The sequence below is a fragment of the Streptococcus mitis genome (genome assembly GCF_001281025.1).
Lineage (GTDB): Bacteria > Bacillota > Bacilli > Lactobacillales > Streptococcaceae > Streptococcus > Streptococcus mitis_AK.
Genome location: NZ_CP012646.1, coordinates 20,175 through 36,745 on the forward strand (window position 1 = coordinate 20,175; position 16,571 = coordinate 36,745).

At 40.5% G+C, this 16,571-nt stretch carries 22 protein-coding genes; all 22 read right to left on the reverse strand.

Annotation, left to right across the window (positions count from 1 at the left end):
- Positions 1 to 86: 86 nt before the first annotated feature.
- The 22 genes from RN80_RS00115 to RN80_RS10055 all read right to left on the reverse strand — a co-directional run bounded on the left by RN80_RS00115 (position 87) and on the right by RN80_RS10055 (position 16,310).
- Complete coding sequence (locus tag RN80_RS00115) at positions 87 to 482, reverse strand: helix-hairpin-helix domain-containing protein (RefSeq protein ID WP_000038635.1); 396 nt, start codon at positions 480 to 482, stop codon at positions 87 to 89.
- Between the two features lie 95 nt (positions 483 to 577).
- The gene (locus RN80_RS00120; RefSeq protein ID WP_000119706.1) at positions 578 to 832 is read right to left on the reverse strand and encodes a DUF1912 family protein; all 255 of its coding nucleotides are present in this window, start codon (positions 830 to 832) and stop codon (positions 578 to 580) included.
- 9 nt (positions 833 to 841) lie between these two features.
- Positions 842 to 2,176: a DUF438 domain-containing protein gene (locus tag RN80_RS00125; RefSeq protein WP_060627113.1), complete on the reverse strand. Its 1,335-nt coding sequence runs from the start codon at positions 2,174 to 2,176 to the stop codon at positions 842 to 844.
- The gene (locus RN80_RS00130; protein ID WP_000368739.1) at positions 2,176 to 2,409 is read right to left on the reverse strand and encodes a DUF1858 domain-containing protein; all 234 of its coding nucleotides are present in this window, start codon (positions 2,407 to 2,409) and stop codon (positions 2,176 to 2,178) included. Before RN80_RS00130 ends, RN80_RS00125 begins: the two co-directional genes overlap by 1 nt.
- 264 nt (positions 2,410 to 2,673) lie before the next feature.
- A complete protein-coding gene (locus RN80_RS00140; protein ID WP_060627115.1) occupies positions 2,674 to 2,856 on the reverse strand; it encodes a hypothetical protein in 183 nt (60 codons plus the stop codon).
- 1 nt (position 2,857) lies between these two features.
- Positions 2,858 to 3,637, reverse strand: coding sequence for a hypothetical protein (locus tag RN80_RS00145; RefSeq protein ID WP_060627116.1), 780 nt, complete (start codon positions 3,635 to 3,637; stop codon positions 2,858 to 2,860).
- Between the two features lie 149 nt (positions 3,638 to 3,786).
- On the reverse strand, positions 3,787 to 4,137 hold the full coding sequence (gene rbfA, locus RN80_RS00150) for a 30S ribosome-binding factor RbfA (RefSeq protein ID WP_001273601.1): 351 nt from the start codon (positions 4,135 to 4,137) through the stop codon (positions 3,787 to 3,789).
- Positions 4,138 to 4,302: 165 nt separating this feature from the next.
- Positions 4,303 to 7,095 (reverse strand): translation initiation factor IF-2, encoded by a 2,793-nt coding sequence (gene infB, locus RN80_RS00155; protein WP_060627117.1) that lies wholly within the window; start codon positions 7,093 to 7,095, stop codon positions 4,303 to 4,305.
- Between the two features lie 16 nt (positions 7,096 to 7,111).
- The gene (locus tag RN80_RS00160; protein ID WP_001041390.1) at positions 7,112 to 7,411 is read right to left on the reverse strand and encodes a YlxQ-related RNA-binding protein; all 300 of its coding nucleotides are present in this window, start codon (positions 7,409 to 7,411) and stop codon (positions 7,112 to 7,114) included.
- Complete coding sequence (gene rnpM, locus RN80_RS00165; RefSeq protein ID WP_000857557.1) at positions 7,404 to 7,697, reverse strand: RNase P modulator RnpM; 294 nt, start codon at positions 7,695 to 7,697, stop codon at positions 7,404 to 7,406. The genes RN80_RS00160 and rnpM overlap by 8 nt, the downstream gene beginning before the upstream one ends.
- Before the next feature lie 21 nt (positions 7,698 to 7,718).
- The gene (gene nusA, locus RN80_RS00170) at positions 7,719 to 8,855 is read right to left on the reverse strand and encodes a transcription termination factor NusA (protein WP_000032285.1); all 1,137 of its coding nucleotides are present in this window, start codon (positions 8,853 to 8,855) and stop codon (positions 7,719 to 7,721) included.
- 43 nt (positions 8,856 to 8,898) lie between these two features.
- Complete coding sequence (gene rimP, locus RN80_RS00175) at positions 8,899 to 9,378, reverse strand: ribosome maturation factor RimP (RefSeq protein WP_001808691.1); 480 nt, start codon at positions 9,376 to 9,378, stop codon at positions 8,899 to 8,901.
- Positions 9,379 to 9,505: 127 nt separating this feature from the next.
- Entirely contained in the window at positions 9,506 to 10,675 is a 1,170-nt protein-coding gene (locus RN80_RS00180) for a glycoside hydrolase family 3 protein (RefSeq protein WP_060627118.1), read from the reverse strand.
- Positions 10,676 to 10,846: 171 nt separating this feature from the next.
- On the reverse strand, positions 10,847 to 11,482 hold the full coding sequence (trmB, locus tag RN80_RS00185) for a tRNA (guanosine(46)-N7)-methyltransferase TrmB (protein ID WP_001266095.1): 636 nt from the start codon (positions 11,480 to 11,482) through the stop codon (positions 10,847 to 10,849).
- Complete coding sequence (gene ccrZ, locus RN80_RS00190; protein ID WP_060627119.1) at positions 11,479 to 12,273, reverse strand: cell cycle regulator CcrZ; 795 nt, start codon at positions 12,271 to 12,273, stop codon at positions 11,479 to 11,481. Before ccrZ ends, trmB begins: the two co-directional genes overlap by 4 nt.
- 161 nt (positions 12,274 to 12,434) lie before the next feature.
- Positions 12,435 to 13,046, reverse strand: a complete 612-nt coding sequence (locus RN80_RS00195; RefSeq protein ID WP_060627120.1) for a CPBP family intramembrane glutamic endopeptidase — start codon at positions 13,044 to 13,046, stop codon at positions 12,435 to 12,437.
- 30 nt (positions 13,047 to 13,076) lie between these two features.
- Positions 13,077 to 13,325 (reverse strand): immunity protein BlpZ, encoded by a 249-nt coding sequence (gene blpZ / locus RN80_RS00200; protein ID WP_060627121.1) that lies wholly within the window; start codon positions 13,323 to 13,325, stop codon positions 13,077 to 13,079.
- 41 nt (positions 13,326 to 13,366) lie between these two features.
- Entirely contained in the window at positions 13,367 to 14,056 is a 690-nt protein-coding gene (locus RN80_RS00205; protein WP_060627122.1) for a CPBP family intramembrane glutamic endopeptidase, read from the reverse strand.
- A 28-nt stretch (positions 14,057 to 14,084) separates the two neighbouring features.
- Positions 14,085 to 14,405, reverse strand: coding sequence for a hypothetical protein (locus RN80_RS00210; protein WP_060627123.1), 321 nt, complete (start codon positions 14,403 to 14,405; stop codon positions 14,085 to 14,087).
- A gap of 294 nt (positions 14,406 to 14,699) precedes the next feature.
- Positions 14,700 to 15,104, reverse strand: a complete 405-nt coding sequence (locus RN80_RS00215; RefSeq protein WP_060627124.1) for a hypothetical protein — start codon at positions 15,102 to 15,104, stop codon at positions 14,700 to 14,702.
- Between the two features lie 60 nt (positions 15,105 to 15,164).
- Positions 15,165 to 15,833, reverse strand: a complete 669-nt coding sequence (locus tag RN80_RS00220) for a CPBP family intramembrane glutamic endopeptidase (RefSeq protein ID WP_060627125.1) — start codon at positions 15,831 to 15,833, stop codon at positions 15,165 to 15,167.
- A gap of 357 nt (positions 15,834 to 16,190) precedes the next feature.
- Positions 16,191 to 16,310: a PncF family bacteriocin immunity protein gene (locus RN80_RS10055; RefSeq protein WP_060627126.1), complete on the reverse strand. Its 120-nt coding sequence runs from the start codon at positions 16,308 to 16,310 to the stop codon at positions 16,191 to 16,193.
- Between the last annotated feature and the right edge of the window lie 261 nt (positions 16,311 to 16,571).

The following is a 16,571-nucleotide window of genomic DNA, read 5'->3' on the forward strand; positions in this document are numbered from 1 at the left end:
CACTTTCTGTAAAATGTGGGATTCAAAACACCTCTAATGGCTATATTGTAGCAAGATTTTGACGGAAATGCAAGGGACAAGAAAGATTACTTGAATTTGATGCCGTTTTCTTTCAATTTCTTGATGGTAGCTGGGCCGATTCCTTTCAAGGCAAGGAGTTCTTTTTCAGTCCAGTTTTTGAAATCTGAAGCAGACTTGATTCCTTCATCATAGAAGGTTTTAGCACGGTCAAGTGGAAGTCCACCCAAGTTTGCTGCAAAATCTTCTACAGAATTGGCTACTTTTTGAGCTTGCTCTTTGGTAGCTTCTACTGCTTGCTCAACTTTTTTAGAAACAGCCTTACCAGCTTGGCTTGCTGATTGCTCTGCACGTTTCACGACTTTTTTTGTCTCTTCTACAACCTTAGTCACAGTACTTGAAAAGGCACCTGCGCGACGGAGGCTATTTCGTAATTGTTTTTTACGATTGAGTTTCTTTGACATGATAAAATCCTTTCAATAAAAAATCCCTGTTCTGACAAGGATTTAATATAAATATTCTATCAAGATTTTAGTAAAAAATCAAGAATCTATCTCGTTTAATAATTTCGCTCACCAAACAAGCCATCTGGCAAATCATGGAATCCCTTGCCTGCTTTGAAGTTTTCAAACTTACCAAGCAAGAACTGATAAGCATCCAAGCGACTTTCATAGCGAATCATGGCATCTTTGGCACGCTCGTCTTGGTCTTCTTCGTAGACTTTTTGGCTTTCCTTGTGCGCCATGTCGTTAATCATAATCTGGGTATTGACCCAGGCTTCAAATTCCTTCATAAATTCTTGTTCGTAACTCATTTTTTCTCCTTATTCTAATCCACGGAAATAGTCTGTGTCAATCTCACGGTAGGGTTGAATATCCTGAACATACTCCAGCACACCTTGGAATTCTCCCTCTTCATCGTGCACTGCTGCGTAGGTGATGTGGACAAACTTGCCTCGCGACTCAGACTTGAACCACATTTCATACTTATCCTTGGTTCCCTCACGAAGTCCCTTCATGATAGTTTTGACCTTGTCCAAATACTTGGGCGGATGGCAGAGTTCGACATTCCGTCCGACTTGGGACGGTGTCCGTTTGAAAATCATCTCATCAGCTGGCGTATTGTCATTGTAATACTGGAAAATATCATCTTTATTGACAAAGGTAATCTCCATAGGAAGATGATTGAGGATGAGATTGGCCTGCTCGACTGAAAGATAGCCATTGCCAAAAGCCTGTTGACTATGGCGGTCCAAAGCTGATTCCTTTTCCTTAGGGGTAAAGGTAATGGTAAACTGGCCTTCTGGCGTATCGATAACCTGCTGAACTTGTCCCTCTGCCGTATCTAGCTGAATAGGCTCCTCTGCAATCTTTTCCTCAACGAAACTTTGTCGTTCTGGTACCCATTTCTCAGACGGACGGATGATAGCATAGCCATAGGCATCGCTCTCCTCTGCAATCTGAATCCAGTCATCCTGGGTAAAGGATTCAAGGAGAATCATGAGAAGGATGGACTCTTCCTTGAAAATCATACTTTCAAACTCTGTCGCAAAGGCTTCAAAAGTTTCCTTTACAGTGCTAATCGACACTTCTGGTAGTGACTTGGCTGTCGTTAAAGCTGTTTGAAAGAGTTCCCTGATCTGATCATCCACTCCCCACATAACCTTAGGAGGTGAATCATGTCCATAGCGCTCCATGATAGGGAAGAAGAGTTCTTCTTTACGTTGGTAATGGATGTCAAATTGACCCACAAGTCCCATCTGACGCACCAAACCCTTACGCATCTCCGCCAGCATTTCCTCGTCTTCCATAGACTCATAGGTATCTAACAATCTACGAATGCGAATCAATGCCGCACGGAGGGCTAGATTTTCATCCTTAAAGACCCTAACTGGATGACCTGGATGCTCGGTATCCTCTACTTCGACACCTTTGATAGCATTTTTAAAAAGATTGGCATGGACATCACAGAGTTCCATGACATCTTCAAAGGTGACACCTGAGTCTGAGTTCATCAGCTCGTGCTCCATGAGGGAAATCTCGATGGCTGAAACACCTGTAAAGGTCGCATCAAAACGCTCCTGAACCGACTCAGGAGAGGCGCCATTATGCAATTCTAACAAAATATCCCGCAGGACATGAATTCGTTCATCTGCCATTAGTCTAACCCAATCACTTCGTAGCCATTCGCTTCCAGCGTGCGGACAATCTTGTCCATAGGTGTTCCTTCCAGCTTAGAACCTTGTTTGAGTGATACTTTACGACCAACAGTATTGCGCATCAAGGGATTGGCAAGAGGTTTAAAACCGAGCTCGACTAAAATTTCCAAGACTTCTGGATGCTTGTCCACTACTTCTGCAACAGGAATTGACACATCGATGATATTGTCCATGATGACCTCCATTGTATGTTCTAAAATGATTTTACTGCTTATATTATACCATATGGAGAGAGATTAAAAAACTAGCAGTGGAGTTCCTGCCAGTTCTCTGCGACTTGAATTAGCATCTAAATAAGTTTAAAGAGCCAATCCAATATTTTAAATAATAGCTTGTAAAACAACAATTGGACTGCAAAAGAGATGATCATCCAAAAGAATTTCACAATCCCCAAAATTGGTTTGATAAAAAGAATGGCAAGAAGACCCAAAAAAATTTCATTCTCTCTCCTCTGGCTTGATGAGCCACCGAGCCGTATCCATTAACTTGTCTGCAATAAAGAGTTTCCCAAAACCGACAACAGCATTATCATCTTTCTTTATCGTTTTCATTACTTTTACACCTTGCACGGTCAAAAAGTAATTCCCGTAAGTTTTAGCTAGAGTTTTTATAAGTCCCATATTACTCACCTTCGATGATTTCAGCTTCTTTTCGGATAGTATCAATATCTATTTGATACTGCCCTTCATTATAATTAACTAATTTGGATAATTCCTTTTGCAGTCTTTCCCCCATCGGCTTCATGGTCGCAAAGGTTAAGCCACCAGAAAGGACACCCCCTAAAATAGGAATCACTTTTCCCATTCCCTTAGCCAAGCCTTCCTTTGTCAAGCTGACTCCAAAAATTTTCAAAACTTTCTCCAGAATAGGATACCAAAGTGTCTTTTTCAAAGCTTTCTGCGGAATAGTCTTCATCACATGCTTGGCAACTGTCACACCTCCAGAGCGAAGTAAAGCCCCTGCTCCATTTACCCCTAGCATGACACCGAGATAAAGCAAGAGTGTATTTTGAGCATCCTCGCTCAATTCATCACGGGATTCCCAAAGATCATCAAATCCATAAATATAGCCTAGTTCTTGGGCCAACTTTAATGAAAAAGCATAAAACTGAACTACATCTGTTGGAATAGTGATTGCCATGGCAATACCGCCAGGTAAACCTGCCAAAATCGAAGTCCCGCTTGCTCGTAGAACATTGTCCTTAATACAGGTCTTAGCAACTCGATCCAAGCTTTCCTTTGTTAACAAAGAGGTCGGACCTTTTTCCAATAATGTAGCAATATCCTTTCGATCTAACTCTTTAGAAAATTTGTCAACTAAAAATTTTTCTCGATTAACTTTGACCATGGGTAATTTCACCACTTGTTGCAGCACTTGCATCGCTAACTCTTGTTTGCCCATCTCTATCTCCATTTATCATTCGTATTAAACTTTATCATATCATACTATAAGGTATTTACAAATTTTTTAAACTGTTTTTTGCAATTACAAACACAGCTATTAATATCTAGAAGAATCCAAGCACCAAAAAAGAGGGTTGCCCCTCTTCTTTAGTTTTTATCCAGATTGCGTAGCATTTCGTCAATCTTGTTTCCATACTCGATGGACTCGTCTTTGACGAAGGTCAAATCTGGGATTTTGTACAATTTTAAATTGCGACCAAGTTCACGTTTGATGGTACCAGTTGCTTTTTCAAGCCCGATTTGGGCTTTTTGATTATCTGAAGCAAGGTTACTCAAAATGGTGTAGTAAACCTTGGCAACAGACAAGTCACCCAGCATCTGAACATCTGTGATGGTCACACCTTGGACACGCGGATCACGGACTTTCTTTTGCAAAATCTCATTGACTTCACGCTTGATTTCCATGCCCACACGATCCGTACGGAAATGATTTGCCATGATATTCCTTTCTCTACTTTGAACCAAAAGCTAGGCCAGCAGACCTAGCTATTTCTATTAGATAGAGGAACTAGAGCCATTTGAATCTAGGAAACAAGCCTTAGATAGAACTGAAGTTCATCAAGGCGCTGTTGACGACGAGTCAAATGAGCTATCGTTTCTCTATTATCTCTTGATTTCTTCCATGACATAAGCCTCAATCACATCATCCATCTTGATATCATTGTAGCCATCGATCATCAATCCACCTTCACGACCGTTTGTAACTTCTTTGACGTCGTCTTTGTAGTGTTTCAAGCTTGCGAGTTCACCGTCATAGATAACGACACCATCACGGATAACACGGACTTTAGAGTCACGGGTAACCTTACCATTGATAACCATGAATCCACCGATAGTTCCCACTTTAGACACCTTGAAGGTTTCACGGATAACTGCTTCACCGATAACTTTTTCTTCAAATTCTGGATCAAGCATCCCTTTCATGGCTTCTTCCATCTCTTCGATAACCTTGTAGATAATGCTGTGGAGACGGATTTCTACATCGTCAGCTTCGGCTTGTTGACGAGCTTGTGGTGTAGGGCGTACGTTGAAACCAACGATAAAGGCATTTGAAGCTTCGGCAAGGGTCACGTCTGATTCGTTGATGGCACCGACTGCCGAGTGAACGATGGTAACTTTAACACCTTCCACGTCGATCTTTTGAAGTGAGGCAGAAAGTGCTTCAACAGAACCTTGTACGTCTGCCTTGATGATGACGTTAACAGACTTAAGTTCACCAGCTTTGAGGGTATCAAAGAGGTTTTCAAGGCTGACACGTTGGGTAGCTTGACGTTGTTTCATAAGGGCACGTTTGGCACGCTCTTCACCTGCTGCACGCGCAGATTTTTCATCTTCGTAAACGGCAAAGTGGTCACCCGCCATTGGCGCTTCGTTCAAACCTGTGATTGAAACTGGTGTTGATGGTCCAGCAACCTTAACACGACGACCAAGGTCGTTGGTCATAGCACGGACACGACCGAAGGTATTTCCGACAACGATTGGGTCTTGAACATTCAAGGTACCTTGTTGAACAAGAAGGGTTGCGACCGCACCTTTTCCTTTATCCAAGCGAGCTTCGATAACTGTACCGATCGCACGCACTGTTGGGTCTGCCTTGAGTTCTTGGATTTCAGCCACAAGAAGGACTGTTTCCAACAATTCTTCGATGTTTTGGTTGAATTTAGCTGAAATTTCAACAAATTCAGAATCTCCACCCCAAGCAGTTGACATAACTCCATGCTCTGCCAATTCACCGATAACGCGTTCTGGGTTAGCACCTGGTTTATCAATCTTGTTAATGGCTACGATGATTGGAACGTTGGCCGCTTTTGAGTGGTTAATGGCTTCGATAGTCTGAGGCATAACCCCGTCATCTGCCGCTACGACCAAGATAGTAATATCGGTAACAGAAGCACCACGCGCACGCATAGATGTAAAGGCCGCGTGTCCTGGTGTATCAAGGAAGGTAATCTTCTTGCCATTTTCCACGATTTGGTAGGCACCAATATGCTGAGTGATACCACCTGCTTCACCTGTCGCAACACGAGAGTTACGAAGGGTATCTAGGAGTGTTGTTTTACCGTGGTCAACGTGTCCCATGATAGTTACAACTGGTGGACGCTCAACTAATTCATCTTCATTGAGATAACCATCTTCGACAAAGAAACGTTCGATGTCGGCATTGTCCACTTCAACCTTTTGTTTGGCTTCAATACCATAATCCACCATGAGGAGTTCAATTGTTTCCCCATCCAAAGATTGGTTTTGTGTGGCCATGACACCCATCATGAAAAGTTTCTTAACAATTTCAGCTGGTTCACGTTTGATACGTTTTGCGATTTCCGCAACGGTCATACCATCTGTATATTCAAATTCTGTTGGCAATTCATGGAATTTACGTTCTGTAACAGGTTTTGGAACCTGATTACGATTGTTCTTGTTATTGCCTTTTTTGTTCTTTTTGTTGTTATTCCAGTTACTATTCTTTTGATTTCTCACTTGATTTTGACTACTTCGATTCTTTTGTTGTTTTCTAGGACCATCTTCTTCGTGATCATAATCATCACGTTCTTTGTCTGGTCGAGCTTGTTTTTTACGACGTGTATCCACTGGTGCTTCTTTAGCTACAGGAGCTGGTTCAACCACTGCTTGAACTTGTTGCGCTTGTTCAGCTAACTTAGCCACTTCTTCAAAGATTTCCTCTGGCTCCTTGCGTTTGTTAGCTTGGGCTAAGGCTTCTTTGGCAGCCTGAGTCTGCTTGAAACGTTCCTCACTTGAACGGGCATATTCTGCATTTTGCTCTGCTTTTAGGGCTGCTGCACGGGCTTTAAAGTCAACACGTGGAGCCGCTTGATTTGGACGTTTATCCTCTTGTTGACGGCGATCGTTTCCACGATTTTGCTGACCTTGCTGTTTCTTAGCTTGGTCGTTAAAACGGCGATTGTCGCGGTTGCCTTGACCTTGTTTTCCACCATTGCGGCCGTCGTTTTTCTGACGGTTCCCATTTTGTTGCTGGTCACGGTTATTGCCCTTATTTTGCTTGCGTCGTTCTGCCTGCTCTTTGGCACGGGCTTCACGCTCAGCCTTAAAATTACGGCTTTGCGGTTTAGCTGCTACTTTTTCTGCCTTCGGAGCGACTGGCTCAGCCGGTTTTGCCTCTTCCTTAGCTACAGCTGGTTTAGCTGGCTCAGATTTCTCAGCTTTCTTTTCTGCACTTGCTTTTGGTGCTGCAGGTTTTACTTCTGCTTTCGGAGCAGCTGCGGACTTAAAGCTGGCAGCGATTTTTGCAGCGACAGCTTCTTCCACACTTGATGAGTGGCTTTTCACATCCAAGCCCAACTCTTTTGCACGCGCTACAACTTCTTTACTTTCTTTTCCAAGTTCTTTTGCGATTTCGTACAATCTTTTCTTAGACAAATCATGTCCTCCTCTTCTATTCCATAAGAGACCTCATTTTCTTTGTAAATCCAGCATCTGTTACAGCCAAAACCTTTCTCGATTTCCCGACTGCTATGCTTAATTCCAGTGTTGAAAACACGGTTACAATTTCTACTTGATAATAATGACTTTTATCTTGAATCTTCTTGGTCAGATTGGGTCCAGCATCATGGGCTAGAAAGACCAACTTGGCCTTGCCATCTTGAATGGCCTTGACCACCAATTCTTCACCCGATATAATCCGCCCTGCTCTCTGAGCAAGTCCCAAGAGATTGCTTATCTTTTGCTTATTCAAGTCCTAACTCTCTTCTTTTTACTTTGTGATCCACATAAGCGATCAACTCGTCATAAAAGCTTTCTTCCACTTCCATGTCAAAGCTACGGTTAAAGACCTTCTTCTTTTTAGCCTCTAAGGCTTCTGCATTGTCTAGCTTGATATAAGCGCCACGGCCATTGGCCTTGCCTGTCGGATCGATAAAGACTTGTCCTTCCTTGTTCTTAACAATACGGAGCAAATCACGCTTATCAATCACTTCGTTGGACACAACAGACTTGCGCAAAGGGATTTTTCTCGTTTTCATCTTTCCCTCCTCTAGCAGCTTTTATTCTTCTACAGTATCGTTTTCTGCTTCCAAATCTACCGAACCAGCTTCTTCCATGGCTTCAAATTCGCTAGCAGACTTGATATCGATACGGTAACCAGTCAAGTGAGCTGCCAAGCGAACGTTTTGCCCACGACGACCGATGGCAAGAGAAAGCTTGTTATCAGGAACAACCACCAAGGCACGTTTGCTGTCGTTTTCATCAAAGATAACTTGATCAACCTCAGCAGGAGCGATGGCATTGTAGATAAATTCAGCTGGATCAGCTACCCATTCGATAACATCGATGTTTTCTTCGATTGGGACCATACGGTCGCTCTTAGCATCGTAGCGAGCTGGGTGGAACTTACTAGTAATCTTCTTGATATTCGCTCCACCGCGTCCAACGATTGTACCGATAGCGTCCACGTTTGGATTATGGCTACGAACTGCAACCTTAGTACGGTCACCAGCTTCACGGGCCACGCTCATGATTTCAACAGTTCCATCATAAACTTCTGGAATTTCTTGCTCCATCAAACGTTTGATCATTTCGGGATGGCTACGGCTAACAAAGACGTTGACACCACGAGGGTTGTCTTCAACCTTGTAAACATATACTTCGATACGATCATGAGAAGCAAAGACTTCTCCAGGAATTTGGTCTTGTTTTGACAATTGGGCTTCAATGCTGCCAAGGTTGACATAGATGAAGCGGTTGTCAAAGCGTTCTACTGTACCAGACATGATTTCTTGCTCATGTTCTTTGTAAGTATTGTAAGTGATGGCACGTGTTTGCTTGCGCATTTTTTCCATGATGGTTTGTTTGGCAGATTGGGCTGCTACACGACCAAACTCAGCAGGTGCTTCTTCAAACTTAATCTTGTCGCCAAGCTCATAGGCTGAATTAATGGCAAGAGCATCTTTCAAGCTGATTTCCAAACGGCTATCAAATACTTCATCAACCACTTCACGAACAGTATAAACTGTAAAGTCACCTGTTTTTTCGTTGAAATCAATAGCTACGCTATCAGATTGACCATAGCGTCTGCGATAAGCGGAACGAAGCGACTCTACTACTGCGTCGATGATATCTTCTTTTTTGATTCCCTTGTCTTCTTCCAAAATGCGGAAGGCCTCTAGCATTTCTTTACTCATGTTTTCTTCACTTTTGAATTCTCAAAAGCTATCCTTTCTTTTTCTATAATTTAACTGCTAAACGTGCTTTTGATACTAAACTGTATGGAATTTGGACCGTTTTCTTACGCGTCTTGTCCATATATTCCATAGTCAACTCGTCCTCTTCGAAGGCCAACAAGGTTCCTTCAAAGACCTTTTGCTTATCGATGGCTTGGTAGAGCCCGACATGGATGTATTTCCCAACCGCTCCAGCGACGGCATCCTTGGTTTTCAAAGGACGTTCCAAGCCTGGACTGGTGATTTCTAGGAAATATTGTTCTGGGAAGGGATCTGGCTTGATGGTATCTAGGACAGGACTGATAATTTCTGTCAAGTCTGCCGTGTCGTTCAAGGTAATTCCTTCAGGTTTATCTACAAAAATACTGAGAATCATGTCACTGCCAATCTTTCCATACTCGATATCCACGAGTTCGAAAGGAGCTTCTATGACAGGTTCTACAACTTCTCTGACTAATTCTACGATTGTTGCGATTGCGTCCACCTCCTCATAAGCAAGAGGCGAAGATATTTCCCCGCCTCACTTTTCATATTCTTGCTACAAGTATAACACAAATCAAGCTAACCTGCAAGGATTTAACCTTGAAGCTTTTTGTCTGGGCTTACAAGACTTACTGCGCCGCTCCTAATAATCCCAGGTCGTATTTCCAAGTCAAAATGCGTCTGACAGACTCATCAATACGCTCTTCTGTCAGCTCTCCAGAGGAAATTTTCTTTAATAGATAAGGAATCTGGGTTTGATAGGAAGACCCTAGAATCAGGTCATTTCCAGCTACAATCACTTGAAAAGCAGCCTCTTCCTGACTGACAAAATCGGCTATTCCTGCCATATCAAAATCATCCGTCATAATGACACCTTTGAAATGCAGTTCCTTACGAAGAAGGTCAGTGATTTTCGGTGAGATAGATGATGGCACTGTATCAATTTTAGATAGGATATTGTGAGAGACTAAGATACTATCTGCCCCTGCATCTATCCCAGCTTGAAAGGGAAGAAAATCTGCTTGTCTTAATTCATCTAAAGAACGGTTGTCTTGGATAATAGCGGTATGACTATCTCCATTATCGCCATATCCTGGAAAATGTTTCAAGGTTGACCCAACCTTACTCTTTTTAAGTTCTTCTACGACCTGCCGAACATAGCTTGCAGTTGTTTGGGCATCTTGTCCAATCGTTCGATCATAAATGAAGGCTGATTGATTCTTTGCAAGATCCGCAACCGGGAAAAGGCCAGCATTGATCCCAACAGATTTTAACAGTTCTGCCTTTTGCTTCGTATCAGAAAGCACCGCCTCCATTCCCCCTTGCTGATAAAGTGCCCTAGGAGATTGAAAAGGAGTTTCTAAAATCGAACTGATACGAGTCACTGTCCCGCCTTCTTCATCTGAACCAATCAACAATGGAATCTTGGCAGCAGCTTGGTAGCCCTTTGTCAAAGACTTTATATCCTCTAAACTTCGTCCCTCAAAATCTCTGCCAAATAAGATATAACCAGATAAATGATAGGATTGAAGATCTTCTATCTGATGATTAGAAGGAACTCTGGCCCAAAATAATTGTCCCACTTTCTCTTCCAAGGTCATCGTGGCCAATCTGTCTTCGATAACCTTATTTTCCTCTCCTTCACTGGTTTCAATAGTTGTTTCAGTTTTTTCTATTTGAACCTTTTTTTCTGCTTGCACCTCTACTTGTCTATGTTGTTGGTAATCAGAAAAAATCAAACCAACTATCATAAGGAAAAAGAAAAGATAGAATACAAGAGGGTTTATACTATTTCTCATAACCTTTCCATTATACCACTTATCTGGTTGCAAATACACACTTAGCAAAAACCACCTGTTTTGAAATCAAACTAAAAGGACTTAATCCTGCGCAGTACAGAACTAAATCCTTGAAATATATGATTTGTTTAACTTTTTGAGCGGAGATCAGTTTTCTGACATCACTTTAGATTAAAACTGAGCCTCAACTCGGTAGATAACTTGCCCCTTGTTGGAGAATTTTTGCTCGTATTCTGTCATGACATTGCCTTCAAAATCACTGGCATGTAAATCAAGCCAGACACCATTGAGCTTCATGCCATACTGAGAAAAGCTCACTAGGCTGTACTCAAATAAGCCACGGTTATCCGTCTTGAAATGAATTTCTCCATTTTCAGGCAAGATACGCTTAAAGGTATCCAAGAAGGTTTTGTAGGTCAAACGACGCTTTTCATGGCGTTTTTTAGGCCATGGATCTGAAAAGTTCAGATACAAGCGATCAATCTCACCGTCTTCAAAGTAGTCAGTCAAGTCAGAACCATCTACCCACAAGAGCTTAATATTAGGTACTCCAACTTCAAGCACCTTGTCCAAAGCGTAGCTCAAAACAGACTTTTGAATATCAATCCCGATATAGTTGATGTCAGGGTTTTGCTTGGCCATACCTGAAACAAAGGCACCCTTTCCACTTCCAACTTCCACATGAATGGGATTGTCATTGCCAAACAAGTCCCGCCATTTCCCCTTGGCTTCTAAGGGATTGAGGACTACATACTGGGGATTTGCCTCTAGTAATTCTGTCGCCCCTTTACGATTTCTAACTCTCATCTTCTCGTTCCATACTTGTCTCGGAAGTGACGTAAGCCATGGATCTCCCGATTGACATTTTCTAAATCTTGGTTCATATAATACTTGGAAATCTGGCTCAAGTAAGACAATTGACCGTACCAATACAATTTATTTAATACCGTCTGATTGTACTTGTAACCGTAGTAGGTCAACCATTCCTTCCACTGATGTTCTGGAATATAATGGCAGAGCATATGGGCCACATCAAACATGCGATCGGTCAAGCGAACCGAATCCCAATCCACCAAATAAATCAAGCCACTGTCTGTCTCAATCCAATTACTATGTCGTACATCTCCATGGACAATGGTCGCATGGTCCTCTCTAAATCCTGGAATAGTCTGACGTAAATCAGCCATCACTTCACTGATAAAATGATTTTTACGCAAAGCATCTGGAGCCGTTTCTTGCCAAGACTGCAGTAAATCTACAGGTGTTTCCATGGCATACCCCAAACGACTCAACTGTGTCATCAACGGACGTGAGCGATGAAGACGGGTTAAAATATTGACGATTTGTTTACGATTCATATCATAGGGGGTCAATATCTTGCCTGTCAACCATTCTTGAGCACACATATCACGCCCATCTGCCAAACGGCGACTCCATAATAATTGTGGAGCAATTTGTTCTCTAGCTAGACCAGGTAGGATTGGAGAGGTGTTCATTTTTACAAAGATACGCTTCCCATCAGGATAGCTACCCATATAAGCCTTGCCACTTTTCCCAGGTATGGGAGTCAGTGTTAGCTCATTATCACCCAAATCCATTTCTTTCCTCCGTATAAAGTTTCCTTACTATTCTACTAATTTTTGCCCTATTCGTCAACCGCTCTAACCCGATTCTCAAAGAAAAGCATCTGGATTGGCTTGGGCTATCATTATAGAAAGAAAAAGGTAAGCACAATCTCCTACTTACCTTTTCATAATTTTTATAAATAATATAAGAGTGGCCAACTGTTGTAAAACATGTGGACTAGAGTAGAAACCCATAGGTTTTGGCTCTTTTTATAAGCAAAGCCCAGTAACAAGCCCCCAAGTAGATAAAAAATAAACGAAGGGATATTAGAAGGTCCATGCATGAAAGAAAAGAGAGAGGAAGTTAGCACAAGCCCTAACCAAGAATTGTCAAAAACCGCACCTTGAAGAAGTCCTCTGAAAATGAGTTCCTCCTGGATAGGTCCAAAAACTGAGGAAGTCAAAATCAAAGACAGAGAAATTCCTCTGCTGACTTCCGACAAGTGTTGAACTCCTGCGCCAGAAGAAACAGCAAAGAAATGAATATAAACCAGTGTCTCAAGTACACTTAGAAGAAAGATTGTAATGAAAAGCAAAATGTCTTTCTTCCTTAACATCCCAAAAGAAATCATTTCAAACTTTCTAGCATAAGTAACACTCAGCGAGGTTACAAGAAGACTTACAATAATCAATTCAGATTCATTTTGAAAAAAATCCCCGTGGTTAATCGTATAAGGAACTGTAATGACGATTAGTAGTACTAAAAATCCAAAACAAAAGGCATGAAATTTATCAAAAAACTTCATCAAATTATCCTCCTCAACAAACAAACTTCCCTACAAGTCATCCTTGAGCTCTAGTCTTTCCAAAACAAACCATTTGAGTAACCAAAATCCGACCACATAACCAGCCCCTAAGAAGATAGCCATTAAAGATAGCATGGGATTTAGGAAATAAAAGATCACAACAGATACAAAGGTTAGCACAAAAACATTAAAGGCAATGGTATCAGAAGCCAAGTCTAGAATATAGGGCGTCAACCAGTCTAGGGTTTTGGAATCTAGGAAAAATAAGTGTTTATACATGATGACCTCCTCTATGGCTGAAAAGCAAGGCTTTGGTTTTTTTACCCCAAGACCCTATGTAGAAAAGTGAGCAAAAATGGTAAGTTTGCAATGATATTATTAACAATATGAATCGAATAAGAAGGATAGATACTCTTCGTATAACGTGTCAGCCAGGCATATAGACAACCCACTGCCGTATAGACAAAAATATCTGCGAGACTTGGCAAGCTAGAAAAGTGGGGCAAGGCAAATAGGAGTGAAGGAAAGAGAAGATCCAGCCCCCATCTCGAGTCCTTAAAGAAGGCATGTTGAAGCAGTCCTCTACACACCAATTCTTCCATCAGAGGTCCTAGTACGATTAAGGTTAGGTAAACACCAAACTCCGCAAAATTTGTCTCACTATAGGCAATAAACAAATTCCACCCTTCATTAGTTCCCTGAACGTGTTTAGCTGTCAGATAGTTAAAACAGATAAGCACAACAGCTGCTAACACCGTCAGGACAGAATAGCTCAACCACTTTTTTCTAGGGATACGAAAGAGATAAGCATGGCCCGACCTGACCAAAATCCAAATCATAAAGCAGATAAAGAGAAGGCTAATGATGTTTCGAATCCAGATAAGATTTCCTACCCAAGACGAAAACTCCCAATAATTTCTCCAAAATTGGGTTGTCCAAAACAATCCGAAAAATAGAAACAAATAAGAAAGAATGGCACTCGTTTTGAAAAGAATAGGATGTTTTTTCATAGCTTTCTCCATTACAATTAAATGATATCTAATCATTTTCTAAAATTTGATAACATTTGTGAAATGTTTTAGCAGAAATAACTCTATGATTGGTGATATCTATATAATCACCTGGATAACCAAGAACATACATCCCATAACCAGCGAATCCTCCTCCAGCTGTTCCAACTAGACCAAACTTGATATTCGTTGCGAGAGAAGTGTTAAGACCTGCCATTAGAATGCGCACATGATTATCCAACCAAACCATATAATTTTTTTGAAAAGCTTCCTCTACCCAACTTGGTTTAGGAGTTGCTTGACCAATTTCCCAAACATCAACAATTTGATTCCCATATTTTGCCTTCATATCTTCAATCCTTTTTAAATACCATTACATGAGTTTGGAGTTTCCCCTATACCATAAGGACTACATGGTTTTGAAAGATGTATAATAGACCACTTACCATTTAATTGCTCCAAAATTGGGTTGTCCAAAACGGTCCGAAAAACAGAAACAAATAAGAAAGAATGGCACTCGCTTTGAAAAAAATAGGATGTTTTTTCATAGAACTCCTCCCTACTATCTACAAGACAGAGGCTAGCCTAATACCTCCTCTTGCCAGACCATAGACTAGTCACAGATTAAGAAGAAAGTTCTTCCCTACTTTTTATAATACTTCAAACCCCAAATGAGTAGAAGCATGATAAGCAAGCAGAGAATAGCGCCAATATAGGCAATTAATTGTTGATAGAATTCTCCTGCTGTGATACCTCTATACAAACATATAATAGACATAAAACCTGTCAAGCCGATATACATAAGTTGATTGGTTCTAGGACTAACCAAATCATCATCTTCAAACTCTCTTATCCTCATCTCCCTAGTGAGGTAAACAGTGACCAAAATAGAAGCCAAGTTAATAACCACTAAGAGAAATTGGAAAACCAAGGAAAAATTTAAAAACTGACGAGATAGAAATAGATAAGTAGAGACAATCAAGGGCAACTGACCTAGGAACAATCTCGCAAGGAAGATGTTCCGTTTTTTAGCAAGAAAAGTTTTCATTTCTTTGCTCCTTTCATATACTATCAGACGAAGAACTACACAAACTCACCGGTTCAAAACCTAAGTAGCTAGAAAAAAGAGACAGGTGACAGTAGCATTCATCAAACCATGTACAACTACACAGGAATATAGATTTCTCCGCTTTATATAGAGAATTCCTAATACAATTCCTGACACTAGATGTTGAGAGAGCATTTCTCCGTCATGAGCAAATCCAAAAAGAACAGCCGAAAGGATAATAGCAACTATGGGAGAATATTTTTCTAAACTTCCTAAAATGATTCCTCTAAAGAGTATCTCCTCCAAAAGAGGTTGAGTGAAAGTAGTTGACAACCAGAATAGAACTATGTACAAGAAACCACTTGTTTCCAAATGTTGAAAAAAGCTTAAAGAACTTGTATTATCATGGACTTTTCCAAGAACGGTCGTGAAAAATATAAAACCAACTACTAAAACCAGATTAGCCAGATAAGCAAGAACAATCCATTTCAATTCTACCCATTTGATTGGCAAGCAATCTAAAGTAGTCTCATCACCCCATCTCTTAATAAGATATACAAGAATGGTTAAGTATATAAAGAAAGATAGAAAGAAGACACCAACACTGAACACATCTCCCATCACTCCGTCATAAAATCGTCTCACAACAGTTAATGGCACAAGTTGAATAGCAAAAGTAAGTAAAAAACAAGTAATTATTTTTTTAAAGATAGAAATCGTTTTTTTCATAGTTTGTCCTTTTTTCAACTCCTTAATAAGATATTTTTTCTAATTTACTACTTCCACGAACGAAGCCCCCCGCTTCCTTAACTTGTGTTTTATCACACTTCCTGCTTCAACCTTTACACTGCTAGTATAGCACTCATTTTGACCTTGGATCACTCAAATCATAAATGGTCATCAAAACATCTTGAATTGTAAAAAATTAAAAAAGCAAGCATGAAAAACATACTTGCCCTTTACACCATATTGATACCAACTTAATTTGTAGATTTTTTATCCTGCTATCACATATCATTTTGACAGGCGAAACAATATTAAAGAAACTCCCCTGTAGATTAAACTAGCGATAAAAAATCTCTTTATCTAATTAGATCTATCTTTATTCTTCTTTGGAGATTTTAAAAATTTTTCCCTAATTAAAGAAGTAATATAAGAAACAAACATGCCAACAACAAAAGCAATAAGAAAACTTTTGAAATCCATAATTACCTCCAAGTACACAAGCTCAAGCCTTTAAGCAACCATAATAGCCAATTGTAACATTGTTTTTGCATTCACGAGGAATACCTCTTTTTACTTTCGTCCTATTACAACCTTAATAAGGTTAGTATACTACTATTTTTTAAAACTTTCCATCCAAATCATAAATGGTCATCAAAACATCTTGAATTGTAAAAAATTAAAAAAGCAAGCATGAAAAACATACTTGCCCTAAGGGAATTTAACAATGTGAAAATACAAAAT